Source organism: Halobellus ruber (genome assembly GCF_014212355.1).
GTDB lineage: Archaea > Halobacteriota > Halobacteria > Halobacteriales > Haloferacaceae > Haloquadratum > Haloquadratum rubrum.
The window spans coordinates 553,258-579,167 of record NZ_JACKXD010000001.1; the positions used below are offsets into that span (position 1 = coordinate 553,258).

The window sequence follows — 25,910 nt, forward strand, 5'->3', positions numbered from 1 at the left end:
GGCCGCGGTCGGCGTCCTGCGTCGCGTCATACCCGATTCCTCTCGCTCGGCCGTAATTAACGTTTCGCGGTCCGTCGCCGGGGCGGATCGGTCGGCGGCGTGCCCCGGCGGACCGAGTTCCCGGAGCGCGTGCCATCATACTGGGTACTCTCACTGTCTACCGCCGAGTGCTACCCTCGTTGACGCCACTCGGCGGTAAGAGACGGGAGTACCCATTATCAGGCGTGGACCTCCCCGTCGTCGTCGGCGCGGTCGACGCCGACGTCGCGGGCGAAGCTCGTCAACACGTCGACGGTGACGCGCTCCTTCTCGGCGCCGTAGTCCTTCACCCGGCGCGTGACCTCCCGCACCTCCGTGTCGGTTGGCGCGAAGCCGGACTCGACTAACCGCTTGCGGACGGAGTGGGTCCCGGTGTGTTTGCCGAGCACGAACTCGCGCTGGGCGCCCACCATATCGGGGGTCATCACGCCCGGCTCGAACGTGTCGGAGTTCTCGATGACGCCCGCGGCGTGGATCCCGCTCTCGTGTGAGAAGGCGTTCCGGCCGACCACCGGCTTGTTGCCGGGGACCGGGATGTCGCTGGCCTCCTCGACGATCCGCGAGACCTCGGTGATCCGCGTGGTGTCGATCCCGGTGTCGACGCCGTACAGCGACTCCGCCGCCATAACGACCTCCTCGAAGGCGGCGTTGCCGGCGCGCTCGCCGATGCCGTTGACCGACACCTGCGCCTGCGAGGCGCCGGCCTCGAAGCCCGCCATCGCGTTGGCGGCCGCGAGCCCGAAGTCGTCGTGGGCGTGGACGTCGATCGCGGCGTCGGTGAACGTGCGGATCTCCGTGACCAGGTTGGCAAACCGGGTCGGCGTCCCGACGCCGCAGGTATCGGGGATGTTGACCCAGTCGACGCCCGCCTCGTCGACGGCGCTCAGGATCTCCGCCAGGAAGTCCACGTCGGTCCGGGTTGCGTCCATGGGCGAGAACATCACCTCGACGCCCGCCTCCTTCGCGCGCTCGACGCTCTCGACCGCGCGGTCGACGGCCTCCTGTCTGGAGGCGTGCATCGAGTCCGCCAGTTGGACGTCGCTCGTGGACACGAAGACGTGGACTAGTTCGACGCCGGAGTCGAGAGCGGCCTCGACGTCCTTGTCGACGACGCGTGCCAGCCCGCAGACGGTGGTGTCGGTGGCGGCAGCGATGTCGCTCACGGACTCGAATTCGGCCTCGGAGTTGACGGGGAACCCAGCCTCGATGACGTGGGTCCCCATCTCGTCTAAGGTGGCCGCGATGCTACGCTTCTCGTCGTAGCTGAACGAAGTACGTGGCGACTGTTCGCCGTCGCGGAGCGTGGTGTCGAAAATCCGTACGTTGTCGATCTCGGATTCAGTGATGTGGGCTAACGTGCCCTGGAAGAACTCGACCAGCCGGGGTGTCCGACTGAGCCTCCTTGTCGTGAGACATTGTGTCTACAGACAGCCGGGGAGTGATATTAAAAGCTTTCGTGTTGCGGGTGCCCGAGGGCCGTCACGCGGCACGGCGTCCGCCGATACGCCACGATTCCGTCGCCGGTGTCGCGGGGGGGCCGCCGGCAGGTCCGACGGCGTCAGACACCGACCGAACGCTTTTCGTCCCGCTTTCCCTCCGAACCGGTATGAGCGACTTCAACCTGAACCTCTCGGAGGCCGAGGAGCACCTCGACGACGAGGACACCGACGTCGTGCTCGGCACGCTCGACGGATCCACGCCGGCCGAGGAGTGGATCGACGCCATCCGCTCGGGGAACGTGCTCGTGCTCGCCGTCGAGGGCGACCTCAACGAACTCGCGAAGGGCTTTGCGCGGCCGGTCAGGGATCTGGGCGGCGGCCTCACCCACTTCCGGCAGTTCCTGGTCGTGACCCCGCCGGACGTCGAGGTCGACACGAGTCGTCTCTGAGCCCGGGTCGGCCGCTCAGGCGGCGTCACCCTCCCGCAGAAACGTCACCACGTGGCCGTCACCGTCGACGACCCGCAAGCCCCCGGGAACCGACGCCATCCCCCCGGGCCAGGGCCCGCCGGCCTCGACCGCCGCCTCCGGATCGTCGGTCGTGAACGCGAGGTCGACGTGGAGGCCGCCGCGGGCGTCGGCGATCCCGAGCTGCGGCTCCCAGAGTTCGAGGTCGACGGGGCCGGACAGCCGGACGCGACGCCGGTTGTCCCCCCGATCGACCACCTCGAACCCGAGCCGGCGGTACCGATCCTCGGCGGCCGGCAGGTCCCTGACCTCCAGGACGACCTCGAACAGGTCCGACACCGGGGGGATGGCGGTCGGGTCGGCGTCGGCCGCGCCGGCGGCTGCGTCGGAACCGCCTGCCCCGTCCCCGTCGCGGTCGAACCCGCCGATCTCGACACAGTGGCCCGCGGGATCGAAGACGTACAGCGAGTCGGTCGCGCCGAACGAGAACTCGACGGGGTCGAGGTCCGCGAGCCGGTCCCACCACCGTTCGTAGGCCTCCGGCGTGGTCGCGAACGCGTAGTGGGTGTGTACGCCCCCCCGCGGAACGTCCGTCGGCCGGCGGAGCACGAGACGGGTCGTCCCGGCGTCGTCGGCCGCCGACGTGCCGTCGTTCGGGGCACCGATCCCGTAGGCGACGCGCGATCCCGAGTCCCCGGTCGGCTCCGCGTCGGGGACGAACCCCAGCCGATCCTCGTAGAACGCCCGCGCCGCGTCGAGATCCGTGACTTCCAATCCGAGCCGGTGGACGCCGGTGAGCATACCCCACGGTGGGACCGCCTCGGTAAATACACTGACGCCGACACCACGGTACTGTCCACTTAGGAGTGACATCGGTGAGGATGGCGGATTGAAGACATTGGAAGTCCCCGCGCTCTCGACTCAATGGCTTCGCTGTCGCTCGAAAGACCCGAAGTTTCTTTCGTGATCACGAGAGGGCGAGGTCGTCCGACGAGGTGCTCGACGAGATCCTCGCGACGACGCTCGTGACCGCACTCGACCAGGTGGACCGAACCGAACGGCTCCGGGAGCGCGAGCGACGGTCGACCCGGCAGAACGCCAGGCTCGAGGAGTTCGCGAGCGTGGTCAGCCACGACCTCCGGAACCCGCTCAACGTCGCGGAGGGGCGGCTCGAACTCGCATCCCGGAAGTGCGACAGCGAGCACCTGACGGCGGTGTCGAGTGCCCACGACCGGATGTCCGAACTGATCGACGAACTGCTCACGCTCGCCCGGGCGTACGACGCGCAAGTCGAGCGGGTTCCGGTCGAACTCGACTCGTTCGTCCGGAACTGTTGGACCAACGTCGAGACCGATCCCGCACGACTCGACATCCTCACCGGGCGGACGATCCGCGCGGACGAGGGGCGGCTCAAGCGGCTGTTGGAGAACCTGCTGCGGAACGCTGTGGAGCACGGCTCCACGAGCCCCCGTTCCGACAGTCGCGGGGACGCCGTAGAACACGGGTCCACGAGCAGTCGGACGGGGTCCGACGACGCAGTCGAGCACGGTTCGGATGGCGATCGTGTCGCGATTATGGCGGGTGCGCTCGACGACGGGTTCTACGTCGAGGACGACGCCCCGGGGATCCCCCCGGAGGAACGGGAATCGATCTTCGAGTACGGCTATTCGACCACCTCGGCGGGGACGGGACTCGGGCTCGCGATCGCCCAACAGTGTGCGGAGATCCACGGCTGGGAGATCAGCGTCACCGACGGCACCGACGGCGGCGCCCGCTTCGAGATCACCGGGGTCGAGATCACCGAGGGGTAGCCCGCACCGACGCGATCAGACGGCCGGACCCGCCGCTACCGGATCTTCCGAACGTCGCTGATGTCGAACCCGCCGTCGTGGATCTCGGTCTCGAAGCGCACGATGTTCTCGCGTTCGATCTGCGAGAGCACGCCGCTGAATTCCTGGACGACCATCGTGCGGGCGCGCTTCGATCCGCCGGACTCCCACTCGAACTGGAGGGTCCCGTCCGCGGCGTCCATCAGGTGCCCGAGCTGGTTTGCGCCGAGCGTCTCCCGGCTGACGTACGCTAAAACTAGCCCGTTCCACCGGTGGGCGGCCTTCCCCAGCCCGCGGACGAGCATCGCGATGTCGTTCCAGGTCATCTCGTCGGAGACCGCCGCCACGAGGTCGGTGATCGAGTCGATGACGACCAGATTGTCGAAGGCGTGTTCGTTGAGGTAGTTCCCGAGCGCGGTCAACACGTCGGCCCGGCCCTTGCCGCCGCCCAGATCCCGGAGCGTCGTGGTCTCGCCCAGATACCACTCCCGAGGAACGGGGCTCAGCTGGAAGTACTCGGGCGAGAAGTCCCGAACCTCGATCCGGTCGGTGGCGGCGTCGACGAGTTCCGCGTCGAGGACGTAGTCCATCTCGTTACGGACCGTCTCCTCGTCGTCGGTAAAGGAGAGGTAGTGGACTTCCGGTGGGAGCGTGGCGTCCTCGTGGAGGTCGCCGTAGTGGAGCTCGAACAGGTCCGAATCCTCGTGGGCGACCGCGTTCATCGTCACGCTCGTGTACATGAACTCCCGGGCGCCGGCCCCCGCGTCGCCGACGAGCAGCACGACCGTCCCCCGCGGTGCGCCGCCGTCGACCACCTTGTCGAAGCGGGAGACTCCGAACGGGATTCGGGCCATACCCGATAGTCCGGTGGGGCGACGTTAACGGTTTCGGGGGACGCTGCCGCCCGCGACCGGGTTCACGTCCGCGCCGTCGTTCCGCCCGGACGCGATCAGCACCTCCCCGGGGACTCCGGCGTCGTCGAGGGCGGCCCGCCCGGCGGCCCGTGCCGCGTCGACCTGGTCGGCGTGGGTGACCGCGTAGACGCACGGTCCCCAGGAGGACTGCCCGGCGCCGTGACACGCCGGATCGTCGTGCAGGGCGGCGACGATCTCCCCCGCCGGCGGCCGGTACACCCCACCCTGTTCGCCGGCGTACCAGGTGCCGTTCAGACGGCCGACCGACCGGATGGCCGCCCCGAACCGCTCGTGGGATCCCTCCGCGACCGCGGGGAGCAGCCGGCGGGCCACGACGCCGGCGATCCGGTCTGCAGTCCCGGGGTCGGCGCCCTCGACGACCGACCGGATGCTCTCCTCCTCGGCCTCGCCGCTCCGTCCCCGGTCGACGTCGGGGACGACGACGAGGAACCGCCACGCCTCGGGGATCTCGCGCCGCACTGTGACCCGCGGGACGGTCCACTCCCCGTCGGCCGGCCGGTCGGGCGTGAACTGCTCGGTGGGATGGCCCGCGTCGATCACGAACCCGCCGGACTCGAAGGTCGCGACGCCGACGCCCGAGCGCCCGCCGCGACCCAGGTCGGGCGCCAACTCCCGCACGTCCGGTTCCAGCCCGTGGGCCCTTCCGACCGCCCGCAACGCGGCGAGGGCGAGGCGGGTCCCGCTCCCCAACCCCGCGTGCCGCGGCAGCGCGGACTCGACCGTGACGGCCGCCCCCGAAACGCCGAGGCGGTCGACCGCCCGCTCGACGTAGCCGCGGGCGGCGGCGTGATCGCACTCGATCCGGTCGGCCGGCGCGGCGGTGAGGACGGTTCGCGGCTCGTCGAGGCCGAGCCCGATACCGCCGTACAACCGGCTGTGGGCCAGGCTGAGGTTCAGAAACCCGACGTGGAGCCGGGCACCGACGGTCACGCGGACGCGACTCATTACCGAAATCAGGGTCCCCAGAAGGTTCCCCGTTTCGGCGGTGGCAAGCCGGGCCGGTGTCGGTAGATCGCTACGGCAGCGGACAGAGGCTCGCGGTGAAGACGGCGACCGCGTCGGACCCGTTGCGCGCGCCGTGGACCGCCCCACGGTCGTGGCGCACGACCCCGGGGGCCGCCACCACCTCCTCGTCGCCGTCGCGGACGACGACGACCTCGCCGTCGAGTACGTGGAAGACGTTCGTGCTCTCTTCGTGTTCGTGCGCTTCGAGTTCGGCACCGGGACCGAGCGCGAACGCCTTCACGAGGACGTCGTCGGTCACAACCAGTTCGGCGGTGGCGATCTCCCCGTCGTCGGGGTCGAGCGTCGAGCGGGTGTCGGCGTACAGATCGAGCGTTGCCATCGGTTCGGGATGGGTCGCGATCGGTTATATACTGTGGGCTCCGCGATGCCGGTTATCGCCTCCACGATGCTGGTTGTTGGCTCCGCAACGAGGTGACCTCACAATGCCGCCCGTCGATCCGCGGTGTGCCGGTTCAGGCGTCGAGCGTCCCGCGGTTGACCGTCATACCGTCGTGTCCGACACGGACCGATAGCTGTCGGTCGTGTTTCGGATGCTCTCCCCTTGGAAGCCATCGGTAACGGTGGGGCGGGGCGTGCCGGCGGCCGACCGCAGGCCGCGAACGGGTCGGCGGGCAACCGACCCGCGGTGCGGCGTCCGGGCGGAATCGACGCCTCGTCGCCGGCAAGCCAGCCCGCGGCGGCCGTCGGCGCGTCGGAACGCCGGCGGGGGCGACGTTCCGACGCGGCCCCGGGCTCACACGGACCGTCGTCGGTCCCGTCGGTTCGTCCCGACGGCAACTCGAACGACCGTCCGTCTCACAGCGTGTCTACGTGGTGGAGTGCGACGTCGCGTCTGCGACATCGCAGTTCGGAGTACGGGTGGCACCTACAAAAACGGAGGCGACAGTTAATCCGGTTTTGCGACCGGCGAAATTACAGTAGCGTTTGCAAGTCTTCGCTCACTTGATCGCACGACGGCGTGCGATCGGATGTGCAACCAGTTGCAAACGCTACTATGAAATCCCGATTAACTCGGCTAAACGATCGCCCGACCTCCTGTCGTCGACGACCCGACCCACAGCCCTTCCACTCCGACGCCATCCACCGAAACCAAGACTTTCCAGCCGTTAGACGACGATAATAATGGCTCCCTTACGCCACGCCGCCGAGTGGTTCTCGGCGTGGCTCGCGGTCGAGCCGCCGGAAACGTTCACCTACCGGTCGTCTCTCCGCTATCTGTGCCGGGCGCTTCCGCGATACGGGATCGGTCCGGCCCTGATCGTCGCGTACCAGATCGCAACGAACGGGCCGACGCGGGCCGCCCTCTACGTTACGCGGGCCGTCTCCGCGGTGACGATGTCGCTCGTCGGCTCCGGTCGCGATGTCGAGGCGGACTCCTTCAACTCACCCCGCACACCCCGCGGCCGACGGTTTTTGTACGAAGCCGGGCCAACGCACGGTATGGTAACCATCAAGGACAGCGTCCACGACCACATCGAGGTCGAGGGCGCCGCCGCCGCCCTCCTCGATACGGAGCCGGTCCAGCGGCTCCGGCACATCAAGCAGCTGGGGACGGTCCATCTGGTGTACCCCTCCGCGAACCACACCCGGTTCGAGCACTCGCTGGGGGTCTATCACCTCGCCGACCGCGCGCTCGATCACCTCGGCATCGACGGGATCCGGGCCGAGCGGCTGCGCGCGGCGGCACTCCTCCACGACGTCGGCCACGGGCCCTACAGCCACAACGTCGAGGCTGTGACCTTCCGCCACACCGGCAAGTACCACGACGACGTCCACGAACTCCTCGCGTCGGGGGAGGTCGGCGAGGTGCTCGGAGCCCACGACCTCGACCCCGAGCGCGTCGCCGACCTCGTCGCCGGCGACGGCCAGTACGGCCAGCTGGTGTCGGGGGAGCTCGACGTCGACCGGATGGACTACCTGGTCCGGGACGCCCACCACACCGGGGTTCCGTACGGCACCATCGACCACGAGCGGTTGATCCGCGAACTCACCTTCGTCGACGGCGAACTCGTCCTCGCGGAGGGAAACGTCCAGACCGCCGAGTCGCTGCTGCTCGCGCGGGCCTTGATGAATCCCACCGTCTACCAGCACCACGTCGCCCGGATCGCGAAGGCGATGCTCCGACGCGGGGCCGAACGGCTGCTCGACCGCACCGAGACCACGCCGACGGACCTCCGACGGATGGACGATCACGAACTGCTCGTGGCGCTGCGAACCACCCGGGCGACGTCCGATCTCGCCCGCCGGCTCCGGACGCGTGACCTGTACAAACGCGCGGTCTGGGCCGAACTCGACGCGGTCCCCGACGACATCGTCGACGCCGACCACGGGGCGGTGTCGGAGTTCGAGTCCGCGGTGGCCGACCGGGCGGGGCTGTCCGCAGGGTCGGTGATCGTCGACGTGCCCGGACGGCCGTCGATGACCGAGTCGAGTTCGCGGGTGATGGTGAGCGGCGAGATGCGCCGGCTGGGCAAGCAGTCGCCGCTGGTGTCGGCGCTCCGCACGGCACAAAAACAGCAGTGGCGGCTCGGCGTCTACGCGCCGCCGGACGTCACCGACCGCGTCGGCCGTGCGGCCGTCGACGTCCTCGGGCTTGATCTCGACGGCGCCCTGGTCTCCGACGTCCGGCCGGGGGTCACCGCCACCTTGGACGAGTTCACCGGCCCCTGACTCCAGCAGAACGACGGCGGGGCGACAAGCACTTCGACATAAATCCTCCTACTTGAGAACCGTTGTCACAACAAAACCGCACAACGGCGACGACCCCCGATCTCCCCCCGTCGGCGGCCGTCTAGTAACCTTTAACCGATTTAGACCGATAGATGCGGACAAGATGGCGAGCAACAAGATCCTTGGTATCGATCTCGGTACCACGAACAGCGCCTTCGCGGTGATGGAAGGGGGCGACCCGGAGATCATCGTGAACTCCGAGGGCGAGCGGACGACACCCTCCGTCGTCGCGTTCGACGACGGCGAACGCCTGGTCGGCAAGCCGGCGAAGAACCAGGCGGTCAAGAACCCCGACCAGACCGTCCAGTCGATCAAGCGGCATATGGGCGAGGCGGACTACACCGTCGAACTCGACGGCGGGGAGTACACGCCCGAGCAGGTCTCGGCGATGATCCTCCAGAAGATCAAACGTGACGCCGAGGAGTACCTGGGCGACGAGATCGAGCGGGCGGTCATCACGGTTCCGGCGTACTTCAGCGACCGGCAGCGCCAGGCCACCAAGGACGCCGGCGAGATCGCCGGCTTCGAGGTCGAACGCATCGTCAACGAGCCCACCGCGGCCGCGATGGCGTACGGCCTCGACGACGAGTCCGACCAGACCGTTCTCGTCTACGACCTCGGCGGCGGCACGTTCGACGTGTCGATCCTCGACCTCGGCGGCGGGGTCTACGAGGTCAAGGCAACCAACGGCGACAACGACCTCGGCGGCGACGACTGGGACGAGGCGATAATCGACTACCTCGCCGACGAGTTCGAGGCCGAACACGGGATCGACCTCCGCGACGACCGCCAGGCGCTCCAGCGCCTGGAGGACGCCGCCGAGGAGGCCAAGATCGAGCTCAGCAGTCGAAAGGAGACGACGATCACGCTCCCGTTCATTGCGACCACCGACTCCGGGCCGCTCGACCTCGAAGAGACGCTCACTCGCGCGAAGTTCGAGTCGCTCACGGGCGACCTGATCGAGCGGACGGTCGGGCCGACCGAGCAGGCGCTCGAAGACGCCGGCTACACCAAGGGCGACATCGACGAGGTGATCCTGGTCGGCGGCTCCACCCGGATGCCGCAGGTCCAAGAGAAGGTCGAGGAGATGACCGGCAAGGAGCCCAAAAAGAACGTCAACCCCGACGAGGCGGTCGCGCTCGGCGCGGCCATCCAGGGCGGCGTCCTCGGCGACGAGGTCGACGACATCGTCCTGCTGGACGTGACGCCGCTGTCACTCGGGATCGAGGTCAAGGGCGGCCTCTTCGAGCGGCTCATCGAGAAGAACACCACGATCCCCACAGACGAGTCGAAGATCTTCACCACCGCCGCGGACAACCAGACCTCGGTCAACGTCCGCGTCTTCCAGGGCGAACGCGAGATCGCCGAGGAGAACGAGCTCCTGGGTGAGTTCCAGCTCACCGGCATCCCGCCGGCGCCCGCGGGCACCCCGCAGATCGAGGTCGAGTTCAGCATCGACCAGAACGGCATCGTCAGCGTCGAGGCCGAGGACAAAGGCTCAGGAAATGCAGAATCGATCACCATCGAGGGCGGCGCCGGCCTCTCCGACGACGAGATCGAGCGGATGCAGGAGGAAGCCGAGGAGCACGCCGAAGAGGACGAACGCCGCCGCGAGCGGATCGAGGCGCGCAACGAGGCCGAGAGCACGATCCAGCGGGCCGAAACCCTGCTCGAGGAGAACGAGGAGGAGGTCGACGACGACCTCGAGGCGTCGATCAGGGAGAAGATCGAGGACGTCGAGGACGTCCTCGACTCCGAGGAGCCGACCAAGGAGGAACTCGAAGACGCCACCGAGGCGCTCACGACCGAGCTCCAGGAGATCGGCAAGCAGATGTACGAGGCCCAGCAGGCCGCCGGCGGTGCCGGTGCCGCGGGCGCCGGTCCCGGCGGTCCGGGCGCGGGCGCCGCCGGGCCGGGCGGCCCCGGTCCGGGTGGCGCGGGCGACGGCGACGAGTACGTCGACGCCGACTTCGAAGACGTTGATGAGAACGACGAGGAATAGTCGTTCTCATCCGCCAATCGGAACTGCGTCGCAGTTCCGGTGACGCCGACGAGCAGTCGTTCTCATCCACCAGCCAGGGCTGTGACGCAGTTCCGCTGCCCTCACGAGCACGGCGAACAATCGACTCCGCAGCCACCGACTGACGCGCGTCCGACAGCTGAGAAACGCTTTTTCCCGTCGCCGGCGATACCCGCGTATGCCGATCAGCGACGACGAGTGGGAGTCCGGCAAGGAGTGGACAGCGGTCGAACGTGCTCTCGCGGAGTTTTTGACCGCCGTCGCGCCCCGAGCCTACGCGGTCGCGGAGTTGGACGAACTCCTCGCCGAGGGCGGGACCGTGGACCCGCCCGCGGACGACGACTGGAGCGACGAGGAGCCCGACCCGGTCACGGTTGCGCCGATGGACGTGACCGAGCGGGAGATCCGGGCGGCGGTGACGACGCTTCGGGACGCCGAGTACCTGGAGTCGAAACGGGTCGACACGGCCGACGGCGTCGTCACCTACTACCGGCGTGTCGACGCCTGCTTCCTGGGTTGACATCCTCCCCGCCCTGGAGGGCGGGGTTTTAGCCTTGTAACTTCCATAACTCGGGGGAACTGTCCACGAACGTGGATATTTACAGGCCTCGCCACGACCGAAGGTAGCATATAGACGGTTTTTTAGCCACGGGCGTTTCACTAATAGGTATGCCTGACGGGCGGGAGCCACCGAACCCCACACCCGGACGCGCGGCGACACACTCGGAACAGACGGATGCGACGTCGACCCACGCGGAACCGACGGGGGGCGTCGCGTCCGGCCCGACCGAAAAGTGCGGCGTCGTCGGCGTTGCCCTCGATGGCCGGGCGGCCGCACGCCCGCTGTACTACTCGCTGTACGCGCTCCAGCACCGGGGCCAGGAGTCCGCGGGGATCGTGACCCACGACGGGTTCCAACAGCACAGCCACGTCGAGATGGGACTCGTCGGCGACGCGTTCGATGAGGACGACCTCGACTCTTTAGCCGGCGCGGCCGGTATCGGGCACGTCCGGTACCCCACCTCCGGCGGGGTCAACACCTGCTGTGCACAGCCCTTCTCGGTGTCGTTCAAGTCGGGATCGCTGGGGCTGTCGCACAACGGGAACCTCGTCAACGCTGACGAGATCCGCGAGGAACTGGCGGAACTCGGCCACGCCTTCACCTCGAGCGGGGACACCGAGGTGATCGCCCACGAGCTCGCGCGGAACCTTCTGGAGGCCGACCTTGTCCGGGCGGTCAAGCGGACGATGAACCGGATCCACGGCTCCTATTCCCTGACGATAATGCACGACGAGACGGTGCTTGCGGTCCGGGACCCACAGGGGAACCGCCCGCTCTGCATCGGAGAACTCGCGGACGGCTACGCCGTTGCCTCGGAGTCGGCCGCGATCGACACCCTCGGCGGCGACCTCGTCCGCGACGTGCGACCGGGTGAACTCGTCGTGTTAAACCCCGACGGCTCCGGCTTCGAGTCCTACCAGCTGGTCGATCAGGAAACGACGGCTCACTGCTTCTTCGAGCACGTCTACTTCGCGCGCCCGGACTCGATCGTCGACGACACGCTGGTTTACGAGGCTCGCCGGAACCTCGGCCGGAAACTCTGGGCGGAGTCGGGCGTCGAGACCGACGTCGTCCTGCCGGTCCCGGACTCCGGGCGGTCGTTCGCGTCGGGGTACGCCGAGGCCGCAAACGAGACCACCGCCGACGGGGCGCCGCGGTCCGACGACGACGGCGTCGAGTTCGCGGAGGGGCTGATGAAGAACCGGTACGTCGGCCGCACGTTCATCATGCCAACCCAGGACGAGCGGGAACGGGCGGTCCGGCTGAAACTCAACCCGATCAAAAGCACCATCGAGGGGCGGTCGGTCACGATCATCGACGACAGCATCGTCCGGGGGACCACCTCCCGACAGCTCGTCAGCCTGCTCCGGGACGCGGGCGCCGAGGAGGTCCACGTCCGGATCGGCGCGCCGCCGATCGTCGCGCCGTGTTATATGGGGATCGATATGGCGTCTCGAGACGAACTCATCGCGGCCGACCGGTCGGTCGATGAGATCCGCGACGAGATCGAGGCCGACAGCCTGGGATACCTCTCGATCGACGCGATCGCCGACACGCTGGACGCCTCGCGGCTCGACCTCTGTCTCGGCTGTGTCTCCGGCGAGTACCCCTACGACATCGACGGCGAGGCCACCGACCGTGACGTCCAGCGGCCGGTGATCGACGGCGAGGGGTCGCCGGCGCGGGCCGACGACTGATACTGTTGGCTATAACTACGTGAAGATTTTCGGCACCCCGGGGTGCCGAAATCCTTCACGCGACTATAGCCGACAGTACGAGGGCGTCCGGCCGCGTTAAACGCAGAAGACGAAGGGGTTGACTAAGGCAACGCGATCGCCCTCCGACAGCTCGGTGTCGAACCCCTCGAGGTTCTCGTTGAACGTCCCGTTGACCAGGATCCGGGCGTACGCCCGCGTCCGCTCGCCGTCGGGGTTCTTCCTGAGGTCGCCCGGGACCTCGTCGCCCTCGATGGGTGCCCACCCGCGGGTGGCGGACTCGGCTTCGGTCTCGGCGATCACGAGGTCGCGAACGTCGTGTTCCTCGAAAAAGGCCGCGACGAACTCGCGTAACGTCGTCCCCTCGAACGTGAACGATAGCTGTGGCGTCCCGAGCGCGTCGCGGACGTGCCCGGTCGCCCGCACGTCGACGGTCGTCGTCCGTGTCCCCTGGATCTGTCGTGAGTGTGCCATAGCAGCCGTAGTCCGTCCGGGCGGTTATCGACAACCCCGAACGCGTTCGGGCGGTTGGGGTCAGTAGACCACGTACAGGAGCAGATAGACGACGTCGCCGAGGAGAAAGGAGACGAACCACAGCGACGCCGCGATCCGGCCCACCCGCGGGTGCCGGGACTCGCGGATCGCGTGGACCGGCCGCGTGAGCGCGACCAGGGCGACGTAGTACAGAAGCGGGATACAGGCGACGGCGAGCAGGATGTGTACCCCGAGCGTCGGGAGGTAGACGAACCGGTAGACGGCGTCGGGACCGCCGAACGCCGTCGTCCCTCGAAGGGTGATCCGGTAGAGATACAGCACGAGAAACGCCGCGAACAGCCCCAGCGTGGCCATCATCAACGTCCGGTGGCGACCGATCCGCCCGCGCCGGACCGCACGGACCGCAAGCGGAATCGTCACCAGGGCGGTCGTACTCAGGACGGCGTTGACGTGGGGGATGGCGTCGACGGCGGCCTCGGGCGCCTGCGGCAGGAGCGACGGGGGGACGGCCCCGCCGACGGCCCCGAACACCGCGGCGAGCGACACCACCGAGAGCAGCGCCGTCAGTTCGGGGACGCGGTCGCGGGCGCGGAGTTGCATATCGGAGGGCCGGACGGCGTGAAAAAAACGGTATCGACTCCCGGCCGGCGCGGCGAACGGCCCGACGAGTGCGGTGCGACGACGCCCTCCCGGGAAAGGAAACTGATTTAAATTGCCCCGGATTACGGTTCGATGCGTTTCAGCATCGCGCGTGGGTAGCCAAGCTAGGCCAACGGCGCAGCGTTGAGGGCGCTGTCCTGTAGAGGTCCGCCGGTTCAAATCCGGTCCCACGCACATCATCTCCGAACGACAGTGAGGAGTGATATCGACACGCGGATTCGAACCAAGGAGCGAGCGTAGCGAGCGACCGTGGTTCAAATCCGGTCCCACGCATACCGCCTCGAACGAACGTGAGAGGCGTGTCTGCCCGTCGTTCGGTCCGAATCAGGGAGCGCAGCGACCGTGGTTCAAATCCGGTCACAGATGCCGCGAAAACAGCGACACGACGTTCCTCCAGGGGCCGATTTTTTGCCGGCGGCGGCCCAACCGGCGGTATGGACGTTCGTGTCGTTCAGGGTGACATCGCACAGCAGTCCGCGGACGCCCTCGTCAACGCCGCGGGGACGAGCCTCCGGATGGGGTCGGGGGTCGCCGGCGCGCTCAGGCGGGTCGGCGGCGAGGCGCTGAACGCGGCGGCTGTCGCGAGCGGGCCGGTTGAACTCGGCGGGGTCGCGGTCACCGACGCCTACGATCTTGACGCCGACTACGTGATCCACGCCGCGGCGATGCCGCACTACGGCGACGGGCAGGCCACCGCCGAGAGCATCCGGTCGGCGACGCGGCGGGCGCTCGACCGCGCCGACGACCTCGGATGCGAGTCGGTTGTGATCCCCGCCCTAGGCTGTGGCGTCGCGGGCTTCGAGTTGGCGGCGGGCGCGCGGATCATCCTCGAAGAGATCGACCGGTTCGACCCGGAGTCGCTCTCGGACGTGCGGTTCATCGCGTACAGCGACGGCGGATACGGGACCGTCTCCCGCGTCGCAGGTGAGGTCCGGAGCGAATGAGTCCGCCAGCCCCGACGCGGATCCCCGACGACGCGCCCGAGCACTGTCCGGTGTGTGGCGACGCCTACGGCTCGGTCTCCGAACACGACGCCGGGCTGATGGTGAACCTCCGCGACAACGAACGGTACCGCCGCGTCTGTTTCGACCCCGTCGCGGTCGACGGCGAGCCGCGAGTGCGGTTCTACCACCACACCCACGACCAGGCCGGCGGCGACCCGGCGGACCGGGCGGTCGCCCCGGAGTGAGGCGGGTGGACACCGTGCGTCGGGTGCGACCGCACGAAACGTTATAACGCCCCGTCCCGCCCTTTCGGAGACACACGATGAGGGACACATACGTCGGGTCGATCGACCAGGGAACCACCGGGACGCGGTTCATTGCGTTCGACCACGCCGGGCGGGTCGTCGCCAGCGCCTACGAGAAACACGAGCAGATCTACCCTGAACCGGGCTGGGTCGAACACGACCCCATCGAGATCTGGGAGAACACGAAGGCGGTGATCACCCGCGGGCTCGACGACGCGGGGATCGACGCCGACCAGCTGGCGGCGCTCGGCATCACCAACCAGCGGGAGACGACCGTCGTCTGGGATCGGGAGACCGGTCGACCGGTCCACAACGCCCTCGTCTGGCAGGATCGCCGGACCACAGACCGGGTCGAGGAACTCACCGAGGCCGGGAAAGCCGAGGAGATCAGGGCGAAGACCGGCCTGGAGGTCGACGCGTACTTCTCGGCTACCAAGACCGAGTGGCTGCTCGACAACGCGGAGCCGCTGAAGATGCGGAGCGCTCGCGGCGACGACCTCCGCGAGCGGGCCGAGGCGGGGGAACTCCTGATGGGGACGATCGACACGTGGCTCGTGTACAACCTGACCGGCAACCACGTCACCGACGTCACCAACGCCGCCCGGACGATGCTGTTCGACATTCACGATATCGCGTGGAACGACGACCTCCTCGCGGAGTTCGACGTGCCCGCGGCGATGCTGCCGGAGGTGCGTCCCTCCTCCGACGAGGAGCTCTACGGCCACACCGACCCCGACGGGTTCCTCGGAGCCGAGGTTCCGGTCGCCGCCGCCCTGGGCGACCAGCAGGCCGCGCTGTTCGGACAGACCTGCTTCGACGAGGGCGACGCCAAGAACACCTACGGCACCGGCTCGTTTTACCTGATGAACACCGGAAGCGAGGCGGTCGAGTCCGACCACGGCCTGCTCACGACGATCGGGTTCCAGCTGTCGGGCGAGCCCGTCCAGTACGCCCTCGAGGGGTCGATCTTCATCACCGGCGCCGCGATCGAGTGGCTCGAGGACGTGGATCTGATCAACAACGCGGCCCAGACCGCCGAGCTCGCCCGGTCGGTCGACTCCACCGACGGCGTCTACCTGGTGCCTGCGTTCACCGGCCTCGGCGCGCCCCACTGGGACGGCCGCGCCCGGGGAACGATCGTCGGGATGACCCGCGGGACTCGGAAGGAACACATCGTTCGCGCCACCCTCGAATCGATCGCCTACCAGACCCGGGACGTCGCCGAGGCGATGGAGGCGGACTCCGGGATCACGACGACGTCGCTCCGGGTCGACGGCGGTGCAGTCAAGAACGACTTCCTGTGTCAGCTCCAGGCTGACATCCTCGGGCTCGACATCGCCCGGCCGGAGGTCGACGAGACCACCGCGCTCGGGTCGGCGTACGCCGCCGGCCTCGCGGTCGGGTACTGGGACACCCTCGACGAACTCCGGGACAACTGGGAGGTCGACCGGGCGTTCGCCCGCGAGATGTCCGGGGCGGTCGCGGACGAGCGGTACGGGCGGTGGGGGGAGGCAGTCGAACGCTCCCTCGATTGGGCGGGCGAGGAGTGACCGGCGCCCCCGGGCCCGGCCGGGACCGCCCGATGCGAGCGCTACGGGGCACGGTGTAGGCCGCGATTATTGCGGCTGCTGGCGCGCCACCGCCGCGGTCACCGTCGGAAACGGATTGCAAGGGATTAATATCGCAGGTGGGCGACCGTCCGACAATGGCGCGCGAGCCGACCGTCGAGGAGCCGCCCGACCTCCAGCCGCTCCTCGATGCGCTCGACGACGCTGACGCGAGAGACATCATCAGGGAGATCGAGGAGTCGGCCACCGCGAACGAGATCTCCGAGCGGTGCGACATTCCGTTGTCGACCACTTACCGCAAGCTCGACTTACTGACTGACGCGGGGCTCCTCGAGGAGGGAACCGAGATCAGGGCCGACGGTCACCACACGACGAGCTATACCGTCACGTTCGAGGAGGTCCGGGTTTCGCTCACCGACTCGCGGGAGTTCGCGGTCGAGATCGCCCGCACCGAGGAACAGCGGCCCGACGAGCGGCTCGCAGACATCTGGACCAGCGTCCGGGAGGAAACATAATGGTACACACGACCACCTCAGCCAGCATCGCAACGGGAATCATCGTGATGAAGACGGGGATCCTGGTCCTCGGCGGCCTCATCACGTACTTCTCGTTGAAGGCGTACCGCAACACTGGATCGAGCGCGCTCCGGGCGCTCGCGATCGGGTTCGGAATCATCACCCTGGGCGCCCTCCTCGGTGGTACTTTCGACCTCATACTCGGCGTCTCGCTCGCGGTCGGGTTGCTCATCGACGCGATATTGACCTTCGTCGGGCTCGCGGTCATCACCTACTCGTTGTACGCCGACTGACCGGCGATCGGCCGGCGCGTCGGACTCGACTGGGCAGTGGAGTCAGTGGGTCGGGCGCGGCGACTCCGCCACAGAAGAGTTTTACCGACACACCGGCTCCCCCGGACCGATGGCTCCCTCCCCGCATCTCTCCCCGAAGCTCGCGGTCGGCGTCGGGGCGTTCCTCCTCACGCTCGTCGCGACCGCGGCGACGAGACGGTCGGCAGGCTACCCCGCCAGCCACCCCCTCCGCTCGTGGCCGTCGGTCCTCCTCGGACGCCTCCGTCGGGAGCTCCCGCGTGGCGACCGCCGCAGCCTCGCGTGGCTCGCGATCGCGGCTTGGTCGGTGCTCGTCTCGATCCTCCATTTCGGCGGCATCCACTACAACGTCTACACCCGACTGCCGTGGTGGGACCTGCTGACACACGCGATGGGCGGCGTCGGCGTCGGTGCCGTTCTCGCGATGACGTTCCGGACGTCCACCCTCCGGTCGCCGGGGTGGATCCCGTCGGGCGTGCTCGCGATCGGTGCCGGGTTCGAGGTCTACGAGTTCGTGTTCAAGACCTTCTGGTATCGGTGGTCGCTGTCGTTCTACGTCACCGACACGGCCATCGACCTCGTAATCAACACCGTCGGCGCGGTCGTCGTCGCAGCCGCGGTCACCGTCCACCGGCGTCGTGTCGGGCCGTCCGACCCGGTCGCTGCCGACGCGGAGCCGGCCGATCCAACGACCGACACGGATTGACCGAGCAGCGTAGCCCTGTAGGAACCCCGTTCCCGGCGTCACGGCCGCCGACGCCGGTCGCCCTCGGCGTCGGTCGACGCGGCGAGATCCTCCCGCACCGACGCGAACACGGATACCTCCGAGTCCAGCGTGTCGGCGAGCGCGTCGGCGGCGCCCAGCAGCCACGCCGCACGTTCGAGGTGTGACTCCAGGTCGCCGGGGCCGATGCGGTACTGCTCGACCAGCGTCTCCGGGGCGGCGCCGTCGATCCACTCGCGGATGATTCGCGCCAGTTTCACTGCACACAGCCACGACTCGAAGTCCGCCGCCTCGTCGGGCGCGGTCGTGAACTCCGCGGCGTGCTGCGTCGCGTACCGGTAGATCGCGGCGCGTTCGCGATTTCCGAGATACGTCCCGCGGGTGTCCGGGGTCGCACAGACCGCGCCGAGCGCGGTGAGCGGGGTCACGTCCGCCGCCGGCATCGACTCGATCGTCCGGACCGCCTCGACCAGTCGGGCGCCCGTCTCCGGACGGACGTACTGCCGGGAGACCGTCGCGCCGAGGTCCGTCGCCGAGAGCGCGCCCTCGGGGGCGTCGCTCCCGTCCGCGTCGCCGGCGGCGTTCCCGCCGCCGACCGCGAGCAGCCCCATCCCCGACAACTCCGCCGCGACCTCGTCGACCAGCCCCGAGAGGTCGACGTCGGGCGACTGGAACGCGAAGAACGTCGCGTCCAGCAGGTCGAGGACGCCCCGCTTCGAGTCGGCGAACCCCGAGGCCACCACCGACAGCATATGGGTCCGGAGCGCCTCCCGCTCGGTGAGCTGTGATTCGACCGCCTCCGGCCCGGCGTCGACGTACCGCTCGCGGACCGCCCCGGGGTCGTCGGCGGCGACGAGTACCGCCTCGCCGTAGGGGTCGAGATGCGGGCGGCCGGCGCGGCCGCACATCTGGTGGACTTCGAGCACCGGCAGCGGCGTCATCTCCTCGCCGGTGTACCGTTCGAGGTCCCGAACCACCACACGGCGGGCGGGGACGTTCACCCCCGCCGCCAGGGTCGGGGTCGCACAGATCACCCCGACCTCTCGGTCGCGGTACGCCGACTCCACGAGCGACCGGTGATCGCTCGACAGCCCGGCGTGGTGGAAGGCCACGCCGGACTCGACCGCCGTCGCCAGCCGGCGCCCGGTCTCGGTTCCGCCACGCTCCCGGACTGCCGCCGCGAGCCGGGGGCCGGGCGGGTCGGCGGCGTCCGCGCCGTTCTCCGTATCGGCTTCCGCGCCGCGTTCCGCGTCGGCTCCGTCGCTCCCGGCTCCGCGTCCCGGACCGCCCCCGTACCGCTCCTGAAGGCTCGGCTCCTCGGCCAGCCGGGCCGCAAGCGACTCCGCCTCCCGCCGCGACCGGACGAACGCCAGACACTGGCCCCCGTCGTCGACCGCGTCGGCGACGAGGGCCGCAGTCGCCTCGGTCCCGCGGTCGTCGTTCGGTCCGACCGGCGGGACGTCGACCGCGAGGGTCGACCCGTCGTCGAACTCCACGTCGCCGTCGGCGTAGACGCCGGTTCGGAGCGAGACCGGCCGCCACGTCGATTCCACGAGTTCGGCGTCGAGCCAGTCCGCGATTGCATCGGGGTTCTCGACCGTCGCCGACAGGGCGACGACCTGGACGCCCGGCGCCCGCCGCTGGAGCGTCGCGAGCGTGATCTCCAGGGTCGGGCCGCGTCGTGGACGGCCCAGCAGGTGGACCTCGTCGACGACGACACACGCCAACTCCGCCACCCACGAGGCCCCGTTCCGGATGGCGGAGTCGACCTTCTCGGCGGTCGCGACAACGATGTCCTCCTCGCCCAGTTCCTCGGCCGGCGAGTCGAAATCGCCCGTCGAGATCCCGACGCTCACGCCCGGTAGTTCCGTGAAGGACTCGTATTTCTCGCGTGCGAGCGCCCGAAGCGGGACGATGTACAGCGCCGGCCCCTCGGCGGTGAGCATCGCCAGTTCCGCGATCAGGGTCTTCCCCGACGCCGTCGGGATCGCGGCGACGACGTTCTCCCCGCGGGTAACGCCCGCCTCCACCGCGGCCGCTTGCGGGGGGTACAGTTCCTCGATCCCCGACGCGCGGTACTGCTCGCGGACGGCCGCGGAGACGGGGAGGTCCCGAACGAACACACCGTATCGTGGGCCGGAACCGTATAAAAAGTCGCGGGCGAAACGGCGTCGGAGTGGCCGCCGACCGGTTCCGACCTCAACGGGCGAACTTCTGTTCGAGCAGGGTCGTGAGCAGGTACGCGCCGAGCCGCGAGGTGTTGTCGGTCGGGTCCAGCGGCGGTGCGACCTCCATCAGGTCGGCGGCCGCGACCGCGTCGTGGGTCCCGAGTATCTCCATCACCGACAGGGCCTGCGATGCCGAGAGGCCGCCCGGTTCGGGGGTCCCGGTGCCGGGGGCGGCCGACGGCTCCACGGAGTCGATGTCGAAGGTGACGTAGACCGCGTCGGCGTCCGCGGCGGCCTCGGCGACGGCCGCCTCGATCACCTCCCGGATTCCCCGTTCCTCGACGTCCCGGATGGAGAACAGCGAGAGGCCGGTCTCGTCGGCGAACTCGAAGAACTCCGGCGACTCGTAGCCGCGGATCCCGACCTGTGCGACGTGCTCGTAGTCGGTGTACGGCGAGTCGGCGATGTGGTGCGTCGAGGACCCGTGGAAATGCTCCCCGAAGACGGCGCTCTCGGCGACCGTGTCGGTGTGGGCGTCGATCTGGACGAGCCCGACGGTGTCGTGGCCGCTGCCCTCGGCGAACCCCCGGAACGCCGGGAACGTGCAGTAGTGGTCGCCGCCGAGCACCACCGGCATCGCGCCCCGGTCGGCGACGGTCGCGACGTGTGCGGCCACGGAATCGGCCGTGGTTTCCCGGTCCATCGGGAACACGGGCACGTCGCCGCAATCGACCAGGTCCAGGGCGCCGAAGTCGACCTGGTTTCCGGTCCGGATGTTGGTGAGCCCGCCCTTGTAGCCGGAGAGATACGCCGGCCAGGCGCTGGCTCGCCGGAGCGCCCGCGGCCCGTACCGCGTCCCGGGGCGGTTGCTAACGGCGCCGTCGTACGGGACCCCGAGGACGGCGGCGTCGACGCCGGCGACGTCCTCGACGTCGGCGATCTCCCGCTTCAGGAACGTATCAAATCCCGCGTACGACAGTTCGACCGAACTCCCGGGGGTCGACTCGCGGAACGCGGCGGCCCGGCTGTCGTGCTGTTGACGCTCCATCTCAGGCGCTCGAATCGCCGCGGTGTGCCTCGATCGCGTCCCGGAGCGCGTCGACGGTCCGGCTCAACTGCTTCTGTGAGATGGTCAGCGGCGGCTGGAACCGGAGGACGTTGCTGTGGAACCCGCCGACGCCCATGATAATTTTCTCCTCCCGGAGGTGCTTGGCGACGTGTTTCGCGAGTTTCGCGTCGGGTGCGGGGGCGACGTCCATCGGGCCCGTTCCCGAGTGGTCGACGAGTTCGATCCCTTGCATCAGCCCGAGCCCGCGCGCTTCGCCGACGACGTCGTACTCAGCTTCCAGCTCCGCGAGCTGGTCGCTCAGCCACGCCCCCTGCTCGCGGGCGTTGTCGACGATCCCGTCTTCGAGCTGTTCGATCGTCGCCAACGCCGCCGCGCAGGCCACCGGGTTGCCGCCGAACGTCGACAGGTGGTCGCCGGACTCGAAGGCGTCGGCGACCTCGGCGCTCGCGGTGAACGCCCCAAGCGGGAGGCCGTTTGCGATCCCCTTCGCCTGGGGCATGATGTCCGGGACAACGTCGAAGTGGTCGGAGGCCCACATCTCGCCGGTGCGGCCGTAGCCGGCCTGCACCTCGTCGACGATGAGTAAGGCGCCGTGGTCGTGGGCGATCTCCTTCACCCGGGAGAGCCACCCCTCCGGAGGAACGATGATCCCGCCTTCGCCCAGCACCGGCTCGACGATGACCGCGGCCAGGTCGTCAGCGGTGTGGGTATCGATCACGTGTTTGACGTCCTCGGCGCAGGCACACGAACAGGGCCCGCCGTCGCACATCTGACACCGGTAGGCGTACGGTGGCGCGACGTGGGCGACGTCGTTGATCGTCGGCGCCATCTCGGATTTGTACGCCTTGTTCCCGGTCAGCGCGAGCGACCCGAGCGTCCGGCCGTGAAACGACATCTCCAGGGCCAGCACCTCCTTCGAGCCGGTGTACTTCCGGGCGAGCTTGATCGCGCCCTCGACGGCTTCGGTCCCGGAGTTACAGAAGAAGGACTTCCGGAGATCACCCGGCGTCGTCTCCGCGAGCTTCTCGCCGAGCTCCGCCGCGGGCTCGTTGGGATGGACGTACGTACACCCGTGAACGAACTCGTCGAGCTGTTCCTTGGCGGCCTCGACGACGGCCTCGTTGTTGTGGCCCGCGTTGGTGACCGAGATGCCCGAGAACACGTCGAGATACTCGTTTCCCTCGAAGTCCTCGACAGTGCAGTTCGACGCGCGCTTGATCGGGACGTTCAGGCTCTTCCAGATGGGCATCAGATATTCCTCGTACTGTGCTTCGACGCGCTCGTTCGAGACCGGTTTGTCGGCTTGTTGTGACATCTATATGGAACCCCTATTCCACCATTGGTGGGGGTTGTGCGGATACGCTCAAAAATCTTGAGGTGCGCGAGGCTCCCACAGAACCGCCGAGGCGCCACCGATATCCGGGATAACCGGGAGACACCGGGCTGAATCGGCGGGCGCCGATACGGTAATCGGTTTCCACGCTTCCGGGCGGCGTTTCTGGGGTATTTATGTATCCCCGCCACCGTACCGGCACCCGATGGCCACAGGCGGCGAGCGCCGGCGGTACGATCTGCTCCGGCTCATCAACGAGAACGAGCCGATCGGGAGCATCCGGCTCGTCGACCTGATGCAACAGCGCGGCTACTCGATCAAGGACCGGACGATCCGGCTGATGCTCTCGGAACTCGACGAGGAGAACCTGACCGAGAAGGTCACCGGCAAGGGCCGGCGGCTGACCCCCGCCGGCCGCAAGGAGCTTGCGCGCGGCGACGTGAGCGGCCGGCTCGAACGGGTCCGCGAACGTATCGCCACGCTGACGAGCGAGGTGACCTACGACCCCGCGGAGGACGGCGGGGAGGTCGTCGTCGGCACCGGGCGCGTGCCGACCGACGACGTCGACGAGGCCTTCGAGCTTCTGACCGCGCTCCACGAGTCGACGATCGGCCCGGTCCCCGTCGCAGTGACCGACGAGGGAGCCGAGGGCGTCGAGATCGCGGTCCCTTCGAGCATCACGCTCGACGGGGTGCTGCTGTCCCGCGGCATAAACGCCCGGCTGGTCACCGCCGGGCTCGTCGAGTACGACGGGTCGATCAGCCGGTACATCGACGCCATCAGCGGCGAAGGATCGACGATGGACGTGGTCCGACTCCTCGTCGAGGCCGACCGGACCGAGGTCACCGCGGTCCTCGACGACAGGGAGGGCGTTCTGATCGTCGACAAACGGGAGTTCCCGCTGACCCGGTTCGAGGAGGCCCAGGACCTCTCGACGGCGACCCGTGATCGGCTCGGCGGCGTGCTGACGTTCCGCCGCCCGCGGGAGTCCGGACAGGTTCCGATCGGCACCCAGGGGTGGGAGTTCGCGTCGCTCACCTACGGCGGGACCGGCGAGACGGCGTTCGCGCTGCTGTACGAACACGGGTTACTCGCGGAGTGGGACTCGCTGGGGGGGCTCCAGCCGCGGACGAACTTCGAGGCCGCCCCGGCCCGCTACGAACGGCTGTGAGCCTCCGACTGCCGCCAGGTCCCCGGCGGGAGGAACAAAGCATCCCCCACGGAACGAGTCGCGTCGCCCGCCTCAAGCGCCGACGACGATCCCGAGGACGATCACGCCGAAGAACACCGCCCACATCCCCAGCGATTTGATCGTCACCGAACTGTCCTCCAGTTCGACCGGGCCGCTCGTTGCGGTGTCCTCGTCGCTGTCGAACCCCTGGGTGAGGAACCAGTAGACCACCAGCAGGCCGAACAGCGCCTCCGCCGCCCAGAACAGCACGATCATCCCGGTGAAGAGGCCCTTCCCCATCATTCGTCGTCACCTCCCTCGGTGCCGCCGTCGGCGGCGACGGAGGGTGTCTCCTGGGCGATCGACTCGAACCGGAAGTCGTCGGGCGCCGCGCCGCTGACGACCAGGGTGAGCCCCGTCGACACGAGGTGGCCGACGGCCATAATCTCCCACAACTTGAGGCTCGGCGTGGAGACGACCACGCCGTAGCTGGCCGCGAGCAGGTACGCCGTGATGAGCTGTGAGACGACGACGCCCGAGACGAACCCCGTCTGTGAGGCTTTCTTCCAGAACAGCGAGAGCGCGAAGGGGCCGACCAGCGCCGACGCGCCGATCCCGCCGATCAAGAGCAGCTGGACGAAGCTGAACGATTCCAGCGCGAACACCGTCGCGACGAAGATGATGACCGCGAACCCGATCGACGCCGCGCGGGCGACCCGGAGCTGCTGGTCGTCGGAGGCGTCCTCGTTGATGTGCCGGTAGTAGATGTCCCGGGAGGTGAGGCTCGCGATCGCCGTCAGGTAGGAGTCGACCGACGACCCCAGCACCATCAGCGCGACGAGCAGGAACACGATCGCGGCCCAGTCGGGCATCAGCCCGAGCGCCTCGATCGAGAGGTTGCCGGGCGCGACGTCGGTAAAGGACGCCAGCCCGACGAATCCGATCACGGAGTACATCGCGATCGTGGTGAACACCCCGATCCCGCCGATGGTGAGAAAGCGGGAAGTCTTGTCGCGTCGCACCGCAAAGACCCGCTGCCACGTCGCCAGCGAGACCACGCCCCACACGCCCAACCCTAGGGCGTACGGCAGGAACAGCCCCTCGATGGCGTTGAAGTTGGCCATCGACAGGAACGTCGCCGACTGTTCGCCCAGGTTCCTCACCATCTGGTCGTACACCTGCCCCGGCCCGCCGGCTTCGACCAGAAGCAGCGGCACGAAGACCATCGTCAAGACGAGTGCGCTGACGAACTGGACGAAGTCGGTCGTCATCGACCCCCACAGCCCGCCGAGCAGGATGTAGACCCCGATCACGCCCATCAGGACTGCCATCACCACGTTGGCGTCGATGCCGGTGAGCCCGCCGATGACGGCGCCGCCGACGAACAGCTGGATCACGCCGCCGAGCACCATCGTGTACAGGATGACCAGGATTACGACGAGATGCGCCCAGTCGCCGAACCGCTCGATGAAGTACTCGCTGTAGGTCAGCCCCTGCGGGAACAGCTTCCGCATCCGCAGGGCGAACGGAATCACGACGAACGACGACAGCACTGCCGGCGCGGCGTACATCCAGATCCCGGCGACGCCGGTGATCCCGACGTACTGCGGGACGCCGAGGATGTCCCCGGCCCACATCCAGGTCACCGCGAACGAGGCCGTCGTGAGCCCGAGTTGGGCGCGGCCCCCCGCCGTGATGAACTCCTCGGTGTCGGTCACCGACTGTCGCCGGAAGACGTAGTAGCTCAACCCGATCATCGCCACCGCCCACACCGCGAGGAGGCCGGCACCCGTCAGCCGCGTTACCACGTGCCGACACCCCCGGAGGAAAATGCTCCCGGTTTCCCGCCCCACTGGTGGTAATGAATTACCATATCAAGAGATGC

General features: G+C 68.5%; 25 protein-coding genes and 1 tRNA gene. 14 read left to right on the forward strand and 12 right to left on the reverse strand.

The window, feature by feature from the left end:
* Positions 1 to 218 precede the first annotated feature (218 nt).
* Positions 219 to 1,418, reverse strand: a complete 1,200-nt coding sequence (locus tag H5V44_RS02875; protein WP_185192016.1) for a LeuA family protein — start codon at positions 1,416 to 1,418, stop codon at positions 219 to 221.
* Between the two features lie 227 nt (positions 1,419 to 1,645).
* On the opposite strand from H5V44_RS02875, the gene H5V44_RS02880 reads away from it, so the two are divergent.
* Positions 1,646 to 1,927, forward strand: a complete 282-nt coding sequence (locus H5V44_RS02880; RefSeq protein WP_185191613.1) for a DUF5779 family protein — start codon at positions 1,646 to 1,648, stop codon at positions 1,925 to 1,927.
* Between the two features lie 15 nt (positions 1,928 to 1,942).
* Here the strand turns inward: H5V44_RS02880 and H5V44_RS02885 are convergent, their stop codons facing one another.
* On the reverse strand, positions 1,943 to 2,746 hold the full coding sequence (locus H5V44_RS02885) for a VOC family protein (RefSeq protein WP_185191614.1): 804 nt from the start codon (positions 2,744 to 2,746) through the stop codon (positions 1,943 to 1,945).
* 194 nt (positions 2,747 to 2,940) lie between these two features.
* Between H5V44_RS02885 and H5V44_RS02890 the strand changes: the two genes are divergently transcribed.
* Positions 2,941 to 3,756, forward strand: coding sequence for an ATP-binding protein (locus H5V44_RS02890; protein ID WP_185191615.1), 816 nt, complete (start codon positions 2,941 to 2,943; stop codon positions 3,754 to 3,756).
* Between the two features lie 35 nt (positions 3,757 to 3,791).
* Here the strand turns inward: H5V44_RS02890 and H5V44_RS02895 are convergent, their stop codons facing one another.
* From H5V44_RS02895 to H5V44_RS02905, 3 genes are all read right to left on the reverse strand, one after another.
* The gene (locus H5V44_RS02895) at positions 3,792 to 4,628 is read right to left on the reverse strand and encodes an RAD55 family ATPase (RefSeq protein ID WP_185191616.1); all 837 of its coding nucleotides are present in this window, start codon (positions 4,626 to 4,628) and stop codon (positions 3,792 to 3,794) included.
* 24 nt (positions 4,629 to 4,652) lie between these two features.
* Positions 4,653 to 5,654, reverse strand: coding sequence for a beta-ribofuranosylaminobenzene 5'-phosphate synthase family protein (locus H5V44_RS02900; RefSeq protein ID WP_185191617.1), 1,002 nt, complete (start codon positions 5,652 to 5,654; stop codon positions 4,653 to 4,655).
* A gap of 70 nt (positions 5,655 to 5,724) precedes the next feature.
* Entirely contained in the window at positions 5,725 to 6,054 is a 330-nt protein-coding gene (locus tag H5V44_RS02905; protein WP_185191618.1) for a cupin domain-containing protein, read from the reverse strand.
* 1,121 nt (positions 6,055 to 7,175) lie between these two features.
* Between H5V44_RS02905 and H5V44_RS02910 the strand changes: the two genes are divergently transcribed.
* The 4 genes from H5V44_RS02910 to purF all read left to right on the forward strand — a co-directional run bounded on the left by H5V44_RS02910 (position 7,176) and on the right by purF (position 12,744).
* Entirely contained in the window at positions 7,176 to 8,405 is a 1,230-nt protein-coding gene (locus H5V44_RS02910) for an HD domain-containing protein (RefSeq protein ID WP_185192017.1), read from the forward strand.
* A gap of 163 nt (positions 8,406 to 8,568) precedes the next feature.
* Positions 8,569 to 10,467, forward strand: coding sequence for a molecular chaperone DnaK (gene dnaK, locus H5V44_RS02915; protein ID WP_185191619.1), 1,899 nt, complete (start codon positions 8,569 to 8,571; stop codon positions 10,465 to 10,467).
* Positions 10,468 to 10,663: 196 nt separating this feature from the next.
* Positions 10,664 to 11,005, forward strand: a complete 342-nt coding sequence (locus H5V44_RS02920; protein ID WP_185191620.1) for a hypothetical protein — start codon at positions 10,664 to 10,666, stop codon at positions 11,003 to 11,005.
* A 149-nt stretch (positions 11,006 to 11,154) separates the two neighbouring features.
* The gene (gene purF, locus H5V44_RS02925) at positions 11,155 to 12,744 is read left to right on the forward strand and encodes an amidophosphoribosyltransferase (RefSeq protein WP_185191621.1); all 1,590 of its coding nucleotides are present in this window, start codon (positions 11,155 to 11,157) and stop codon (positions 12,742 to 12,744) included.
* A 96-nt stretch (positions 12,745 to 12,840) separates the two neighbouring features.
* Here purF and H5V44_RS02930 read toward each other — a convergent pair whose 3' ends face one another.
* Positions 12,841 to 13,236 carry a MoaD/ThiS family protein gene (locus tag H5V44_RS02930; protein ID WP_185191622.1) on the reverse strand — a complete coding sequence of 132 codons (396 nt, stop codon included), beginning with the start codon at positions 13,234 to 13,236 and terminating at the stop codon, positions 12,841 to 12,843.
* A 60-nt stretch (positions 13,237 to 13,296) separates the two neighbouring features.
* Complete coding sequence (locus H5V44_RS02935) at positions 13,297 to 13,857, reverse strand: DUF420 domain-containing protein (RefSeq protein WP_185191623.1); 561 nt, start codon at positions 13,855 to 13,857, stop codon at positions 13,297 to 13,299.
* Between the two features lie 149 nt (positions 13,858 to 14,006).
* On the opposite strand from H5V44_RS02935, the gene H5V44_RS02940 reads away from it, so the two are divergent.
* From H5V44_RS02940 to H5V44_RS02970, 7 genes are all read left to right on the forward strand, one after another.
* Positions 14,007 to 14,091, forward strand: a tRNA-Leu gene (locus H5V44_RS02940).
* Between the two features lie 260 nt (positions 14,092 to 14,351).
* On the forward strand, positions 14,352 to 14,861 hold the full coding sequence (locus tag H5V44_RS02945) for a macro domain-containing protein (protein WP_185191624.1): 510 nt from the start codon (positions 14,352 to 14,354) through the stop codon (positions 14,859 to 14,861).
* Complete coding sequence (locus H5V44_RS02950) at positions 14,858 to 15,106, forward strand: hypothetical protein (protein ID WP_185191625.1); 249 nt, start codon at positions 14,858 to 14,860, stop codon at positions 15,104 to 15,106. The genes H5V44_RS02945 and H5V44_RS02950 overlap by 4 nt, the downstream gene beginning before the upstream one ends.
* Before the next feature lie 77 nt (positions 15,107 to 15,183).
* Positions 15,184 to 16,716 carry a glycerol kinase GlpK gene (gene glpK, locus H5V44_RS02955; RefSeq protein ID WP_185191626.1) on the forward strand — a complete coding sequence of 511 codons (1,533 nt, stop codon included), beginning with the start codon at positions 15,184 to 15,186 and terminating at the stop codon, positions 16,714 to 16,716.
* 155 nt (positions 16,717 to 16,871) lie between these two features.
* Positions 16,872 to 17,249 (forward strand): winged helix-turn-helix domain-containing protein, encoded by a 378-nt coding sequence (locus H5V44_RS02960; protein WP_185191627.1) that lies wholly within the window; start codon positions 16,872 to 16,874, stop codon positions 17,247 to 17,249.
* Positions 17,249 to 17,542 (forward strand): DUF7521 family protein, encoded by a 294-nt coding sequence (locus tag H5V44_RS02965; RefSeq protein ID WP_185191628.1) that lies wholly within the window; start codon positions 17,249 to 17,251, stop codon positions 17,540 to 17,542. Before H5V44_RS02960 ends, H5V44_RS02965 begins: the two co-directional genes overlap by 1 nt.
* A gap of 109 nt (positions 17,543 to 17,651) precedes the next feature.
* Complete coding sequence (locus H5V44_RS02970; RefSeq protein WP_185191629.1) at positions 17,652 to 18,266, forward strand: hypothetical protein; 615 nt, start codon at positions 17,652 to 17,654, stop codon at positions 18,264 to 18,266.
* A gap of 38 nt (positions 18,267 to 18,304) precedes the next feature.
* Here the strand turns inward: H5V44_RS02970 and H5V44_RS02975 are convergent, their stop codons facing one another.
* The 3 genes from H5V44_RS02975 to H5V44_RS02985 all read right to left on the reverse strand — a co-directional run bounded on the left by H5V44_RS02975 (position 18,305) and on the right by H5V44_RS02985 (position 22,836).
* Positions 18,305 to 20,407 (reverse strand): DEAD/DEAH box helicase, encoded by a 2,103-nt coding sequence (locus H5V44_RS02975; protein WP_185191630.1) that lies wholly within the window; start codon positions 20,405 to 20,407, stop codon positions 18,305 to 18,307.
* Between the two features lie 76 nt (positions 20,408 to 20,483).
* Positions 20,484 to 21,500: an agmatinase family protein gene (locus tag H5V44_RS02980; protein ID WP_185191631.1), complete on the reverse strand. Its 1,017-nt coding sequence runs from the start codon at positions 21,498 to 21,500 to the stop codon at positions 20,484 to 20,486.
* A gap of 1 nt (position 21,501) precedes the next feature.
* On the reverse strand, positions 21,502 to 22,836 hold the full coding sequence (locus H5V44_RS02985; RefSeq protein WP_185191632.1) for an aspartate aminotransferase family protein: 1,335 nt from the start codon (positions 22,834 to 22,836) through the stop codon (positions 21,502 to 21,504).
* 223 nt (positions 22,837 to 23,059) lie between these two features.
* Here H5V44_RS02985 and H5V44_RS02990 point away from each other — a divergent pair, with 223 nt between their 5' ends.
* Positions 23,060 to 24,025, forward strand: a complete 966-nt coding sequence (locus tag H5V44_RS02990; protein WP_185191633.1) for an NrpR regulatory domain-containing protein — start codon at positions 23,060 to 23,062, stop codon at positions 24,023 to 24,025.
* Between the two features lie 72 nt (positions 24,026 to 24,097).
* On the opposite strand, the gene H5V44_RS02995 is transcribed toward H5V44_RS02990, so the two are convergent.
* Positions 24,098 to 24,328, reverse strand: coding sequence for a hypothetical protein (locus H5V44_RS02995; RefSeq protein WP_185191634.1), 231 nt, complete (start codon positions 24,326 to 24,328; stop codon positions 24,098 to 24,100).
* Complete coding sequence (locus tag H5V44_RS03000; RefSeq protein ID WP_343067673.1) at positions 24,325 to 25,833, reverse strand: sodium:solute symporter family transporter; 1,509 nt, start codon at positions 25,831 to 25,833, stop codon at positions 24,325 to 24,327. The genes H5V44_RS02995 and H5V44_RS03000 overlap by 4 nt, the downstream gene beginning before the upstream one ends.
* Positions 25,834 to 25,910: the final 77 nt, after the last annotated feature.

Bases quoted from the DNA above. Each gene is read 5' to 3' on its own strand.
- H5V44_RS02880 (WP_185191613.1), top strand. From the start codon at position 1,646: ATGAGCGACTTCAACCTGAACCTCTCGGAGGCCGAGGAGCACCTCGAC.
- H5V44_RS02885 (WP_185191614.1), bottom strand. From the start codon at position 2,746: ATGCTCACCGGCGTCCACCGGCTCGGATTGGAAGTCACGGATCTCGAC.
- H5V44_RS02895 (WP_185191616.1), bottom strand. From the start codon at position 4,628: ATGGCCCGAATCCCGTTCGGAGTCTCCCGCTTCGACAAGGTGGTCGAC.
- H5V44_RS02900 (WP_185191617.1), bottom strand. From the start codon at position 5,654: ATGAGTCGCGTCCGCGTGACCGTCGGTGCCCGGCTCCACGTCGGGTTT.
- H5V44_RS02905 (WP_185191618.1), bottom strand. From the start codon at position 6,054: ATGGCAACGCTCGATCTGTACGCCGACACCCGCTCGACGCTCGACCCC.
- H5V44_RS02910 (WP_185192017.1), top strand. From the start codon at position 7,176: ATGGTAACCATCAAGGACAGCGTCCACGACCACATCGAGGTCGAGGGC.
- dnaK (WP_185191619.1), top strand. From the start codon at position 8,569: ATGGCGAGCAACAAGATCCTTGGTATCGATCTCGGTACCACGAACAGC.
- H5V44_RS02920 (WP_185191620.1), top strand. From the start codon at position 10,664: ATGCCGATCAGCGACGACGAGTGGGAGTCCGGCAAGGAGTGGACAGCG.
- purF (WP_185191621.1), top strand. From the start codon at position 11,155: ATGCCTGACGGGCGGGAGCCACCGAACCCCACACCCGGACGCGCGGCG.
- H5V44_RS02930 (WP_185191622.1), bottom strand. From the start codon at position 13,236: ATGGCACACTCACGACAGATCCAGGGGACACGGACGACGACCGTCGAC.
- H5V44_RS02935 (WP_185191623.1), bottom strand. From the start codon at position 13,857: ATGCAACTCCGCGCCCGCGACCGCGTCCCCGAACTGACGGCGCTGCTC.
- H5V44_RS02945 (WP_185191624.1), top strand. From the start codon at position 14,352: ATGGACGTTCGTGTCGTTCAGGGTGACATCGCACAGCAGTCCGCGGAC.
- H5V44_RS02950 (WP_185191625.1), top strand. From the start codon at position 14,858: ATGAGTCCGCCAGCCCCGACGCGGATCCCCGACGACGCGCCCGAGCAC.
- glpK (WP_185191626.1), top strand. From the start codon at position 15,184: ATGAGGGACACATACGTCGGGTCGATCGACCAGGGAACCACCGGGACG.
- H5V44_RS02960 (WP_185191627.1), top strand. From the start codon at position 16,872: ATGGCGCGCGAGCCGACCGTCGAGGAGCCGCCCGACCTCCAGCCGCTC.
- H5V44_RS02965 (WP_185191628.1), top strand. From the start codon at position 17,249: ATGGTACACACGACCACCTCAGCCAGCATCGCAACGGGAATCATCGTG.
- H5V44_RS02970 (WP_185191629.1), top strand. From the start codon at position 17,652: ATGGCTCCCTCCCCGCATCTCTCCCCGAAGCTCGCGGTCGGCGTCGGG.
- H5V44_RS02980 (WP_185191631.1), bottom strand. From the start codon at position 21,500: ATGGAGCGTCAACAGCACGACAGCCGGGCCGCCGCGTTCCGCGAGTCG.
- H5V44_RS02985 (WP_185191632.1), bottom strand. From the start codon at position 22,836: ATGTCACAACAAGCCGACAAACCGGTCTCGAACGAGCGCGTCGAAGCA.
- H5V44_RS02990 (WP_185191633.1), top strand. From the start codon at position 23,060: ATGGCCACAGGCGGCGAGCGCCGGCGGTACGATCTGCTCCGGCTCATC.
- H5V44_RS02995 (WP_185191634.1), bottom strand. From the start codon at position 24,328: ATGATGGGGAAGGGCCTCTTCACCGGGATGATCGTGCTGTTCTGGGCG.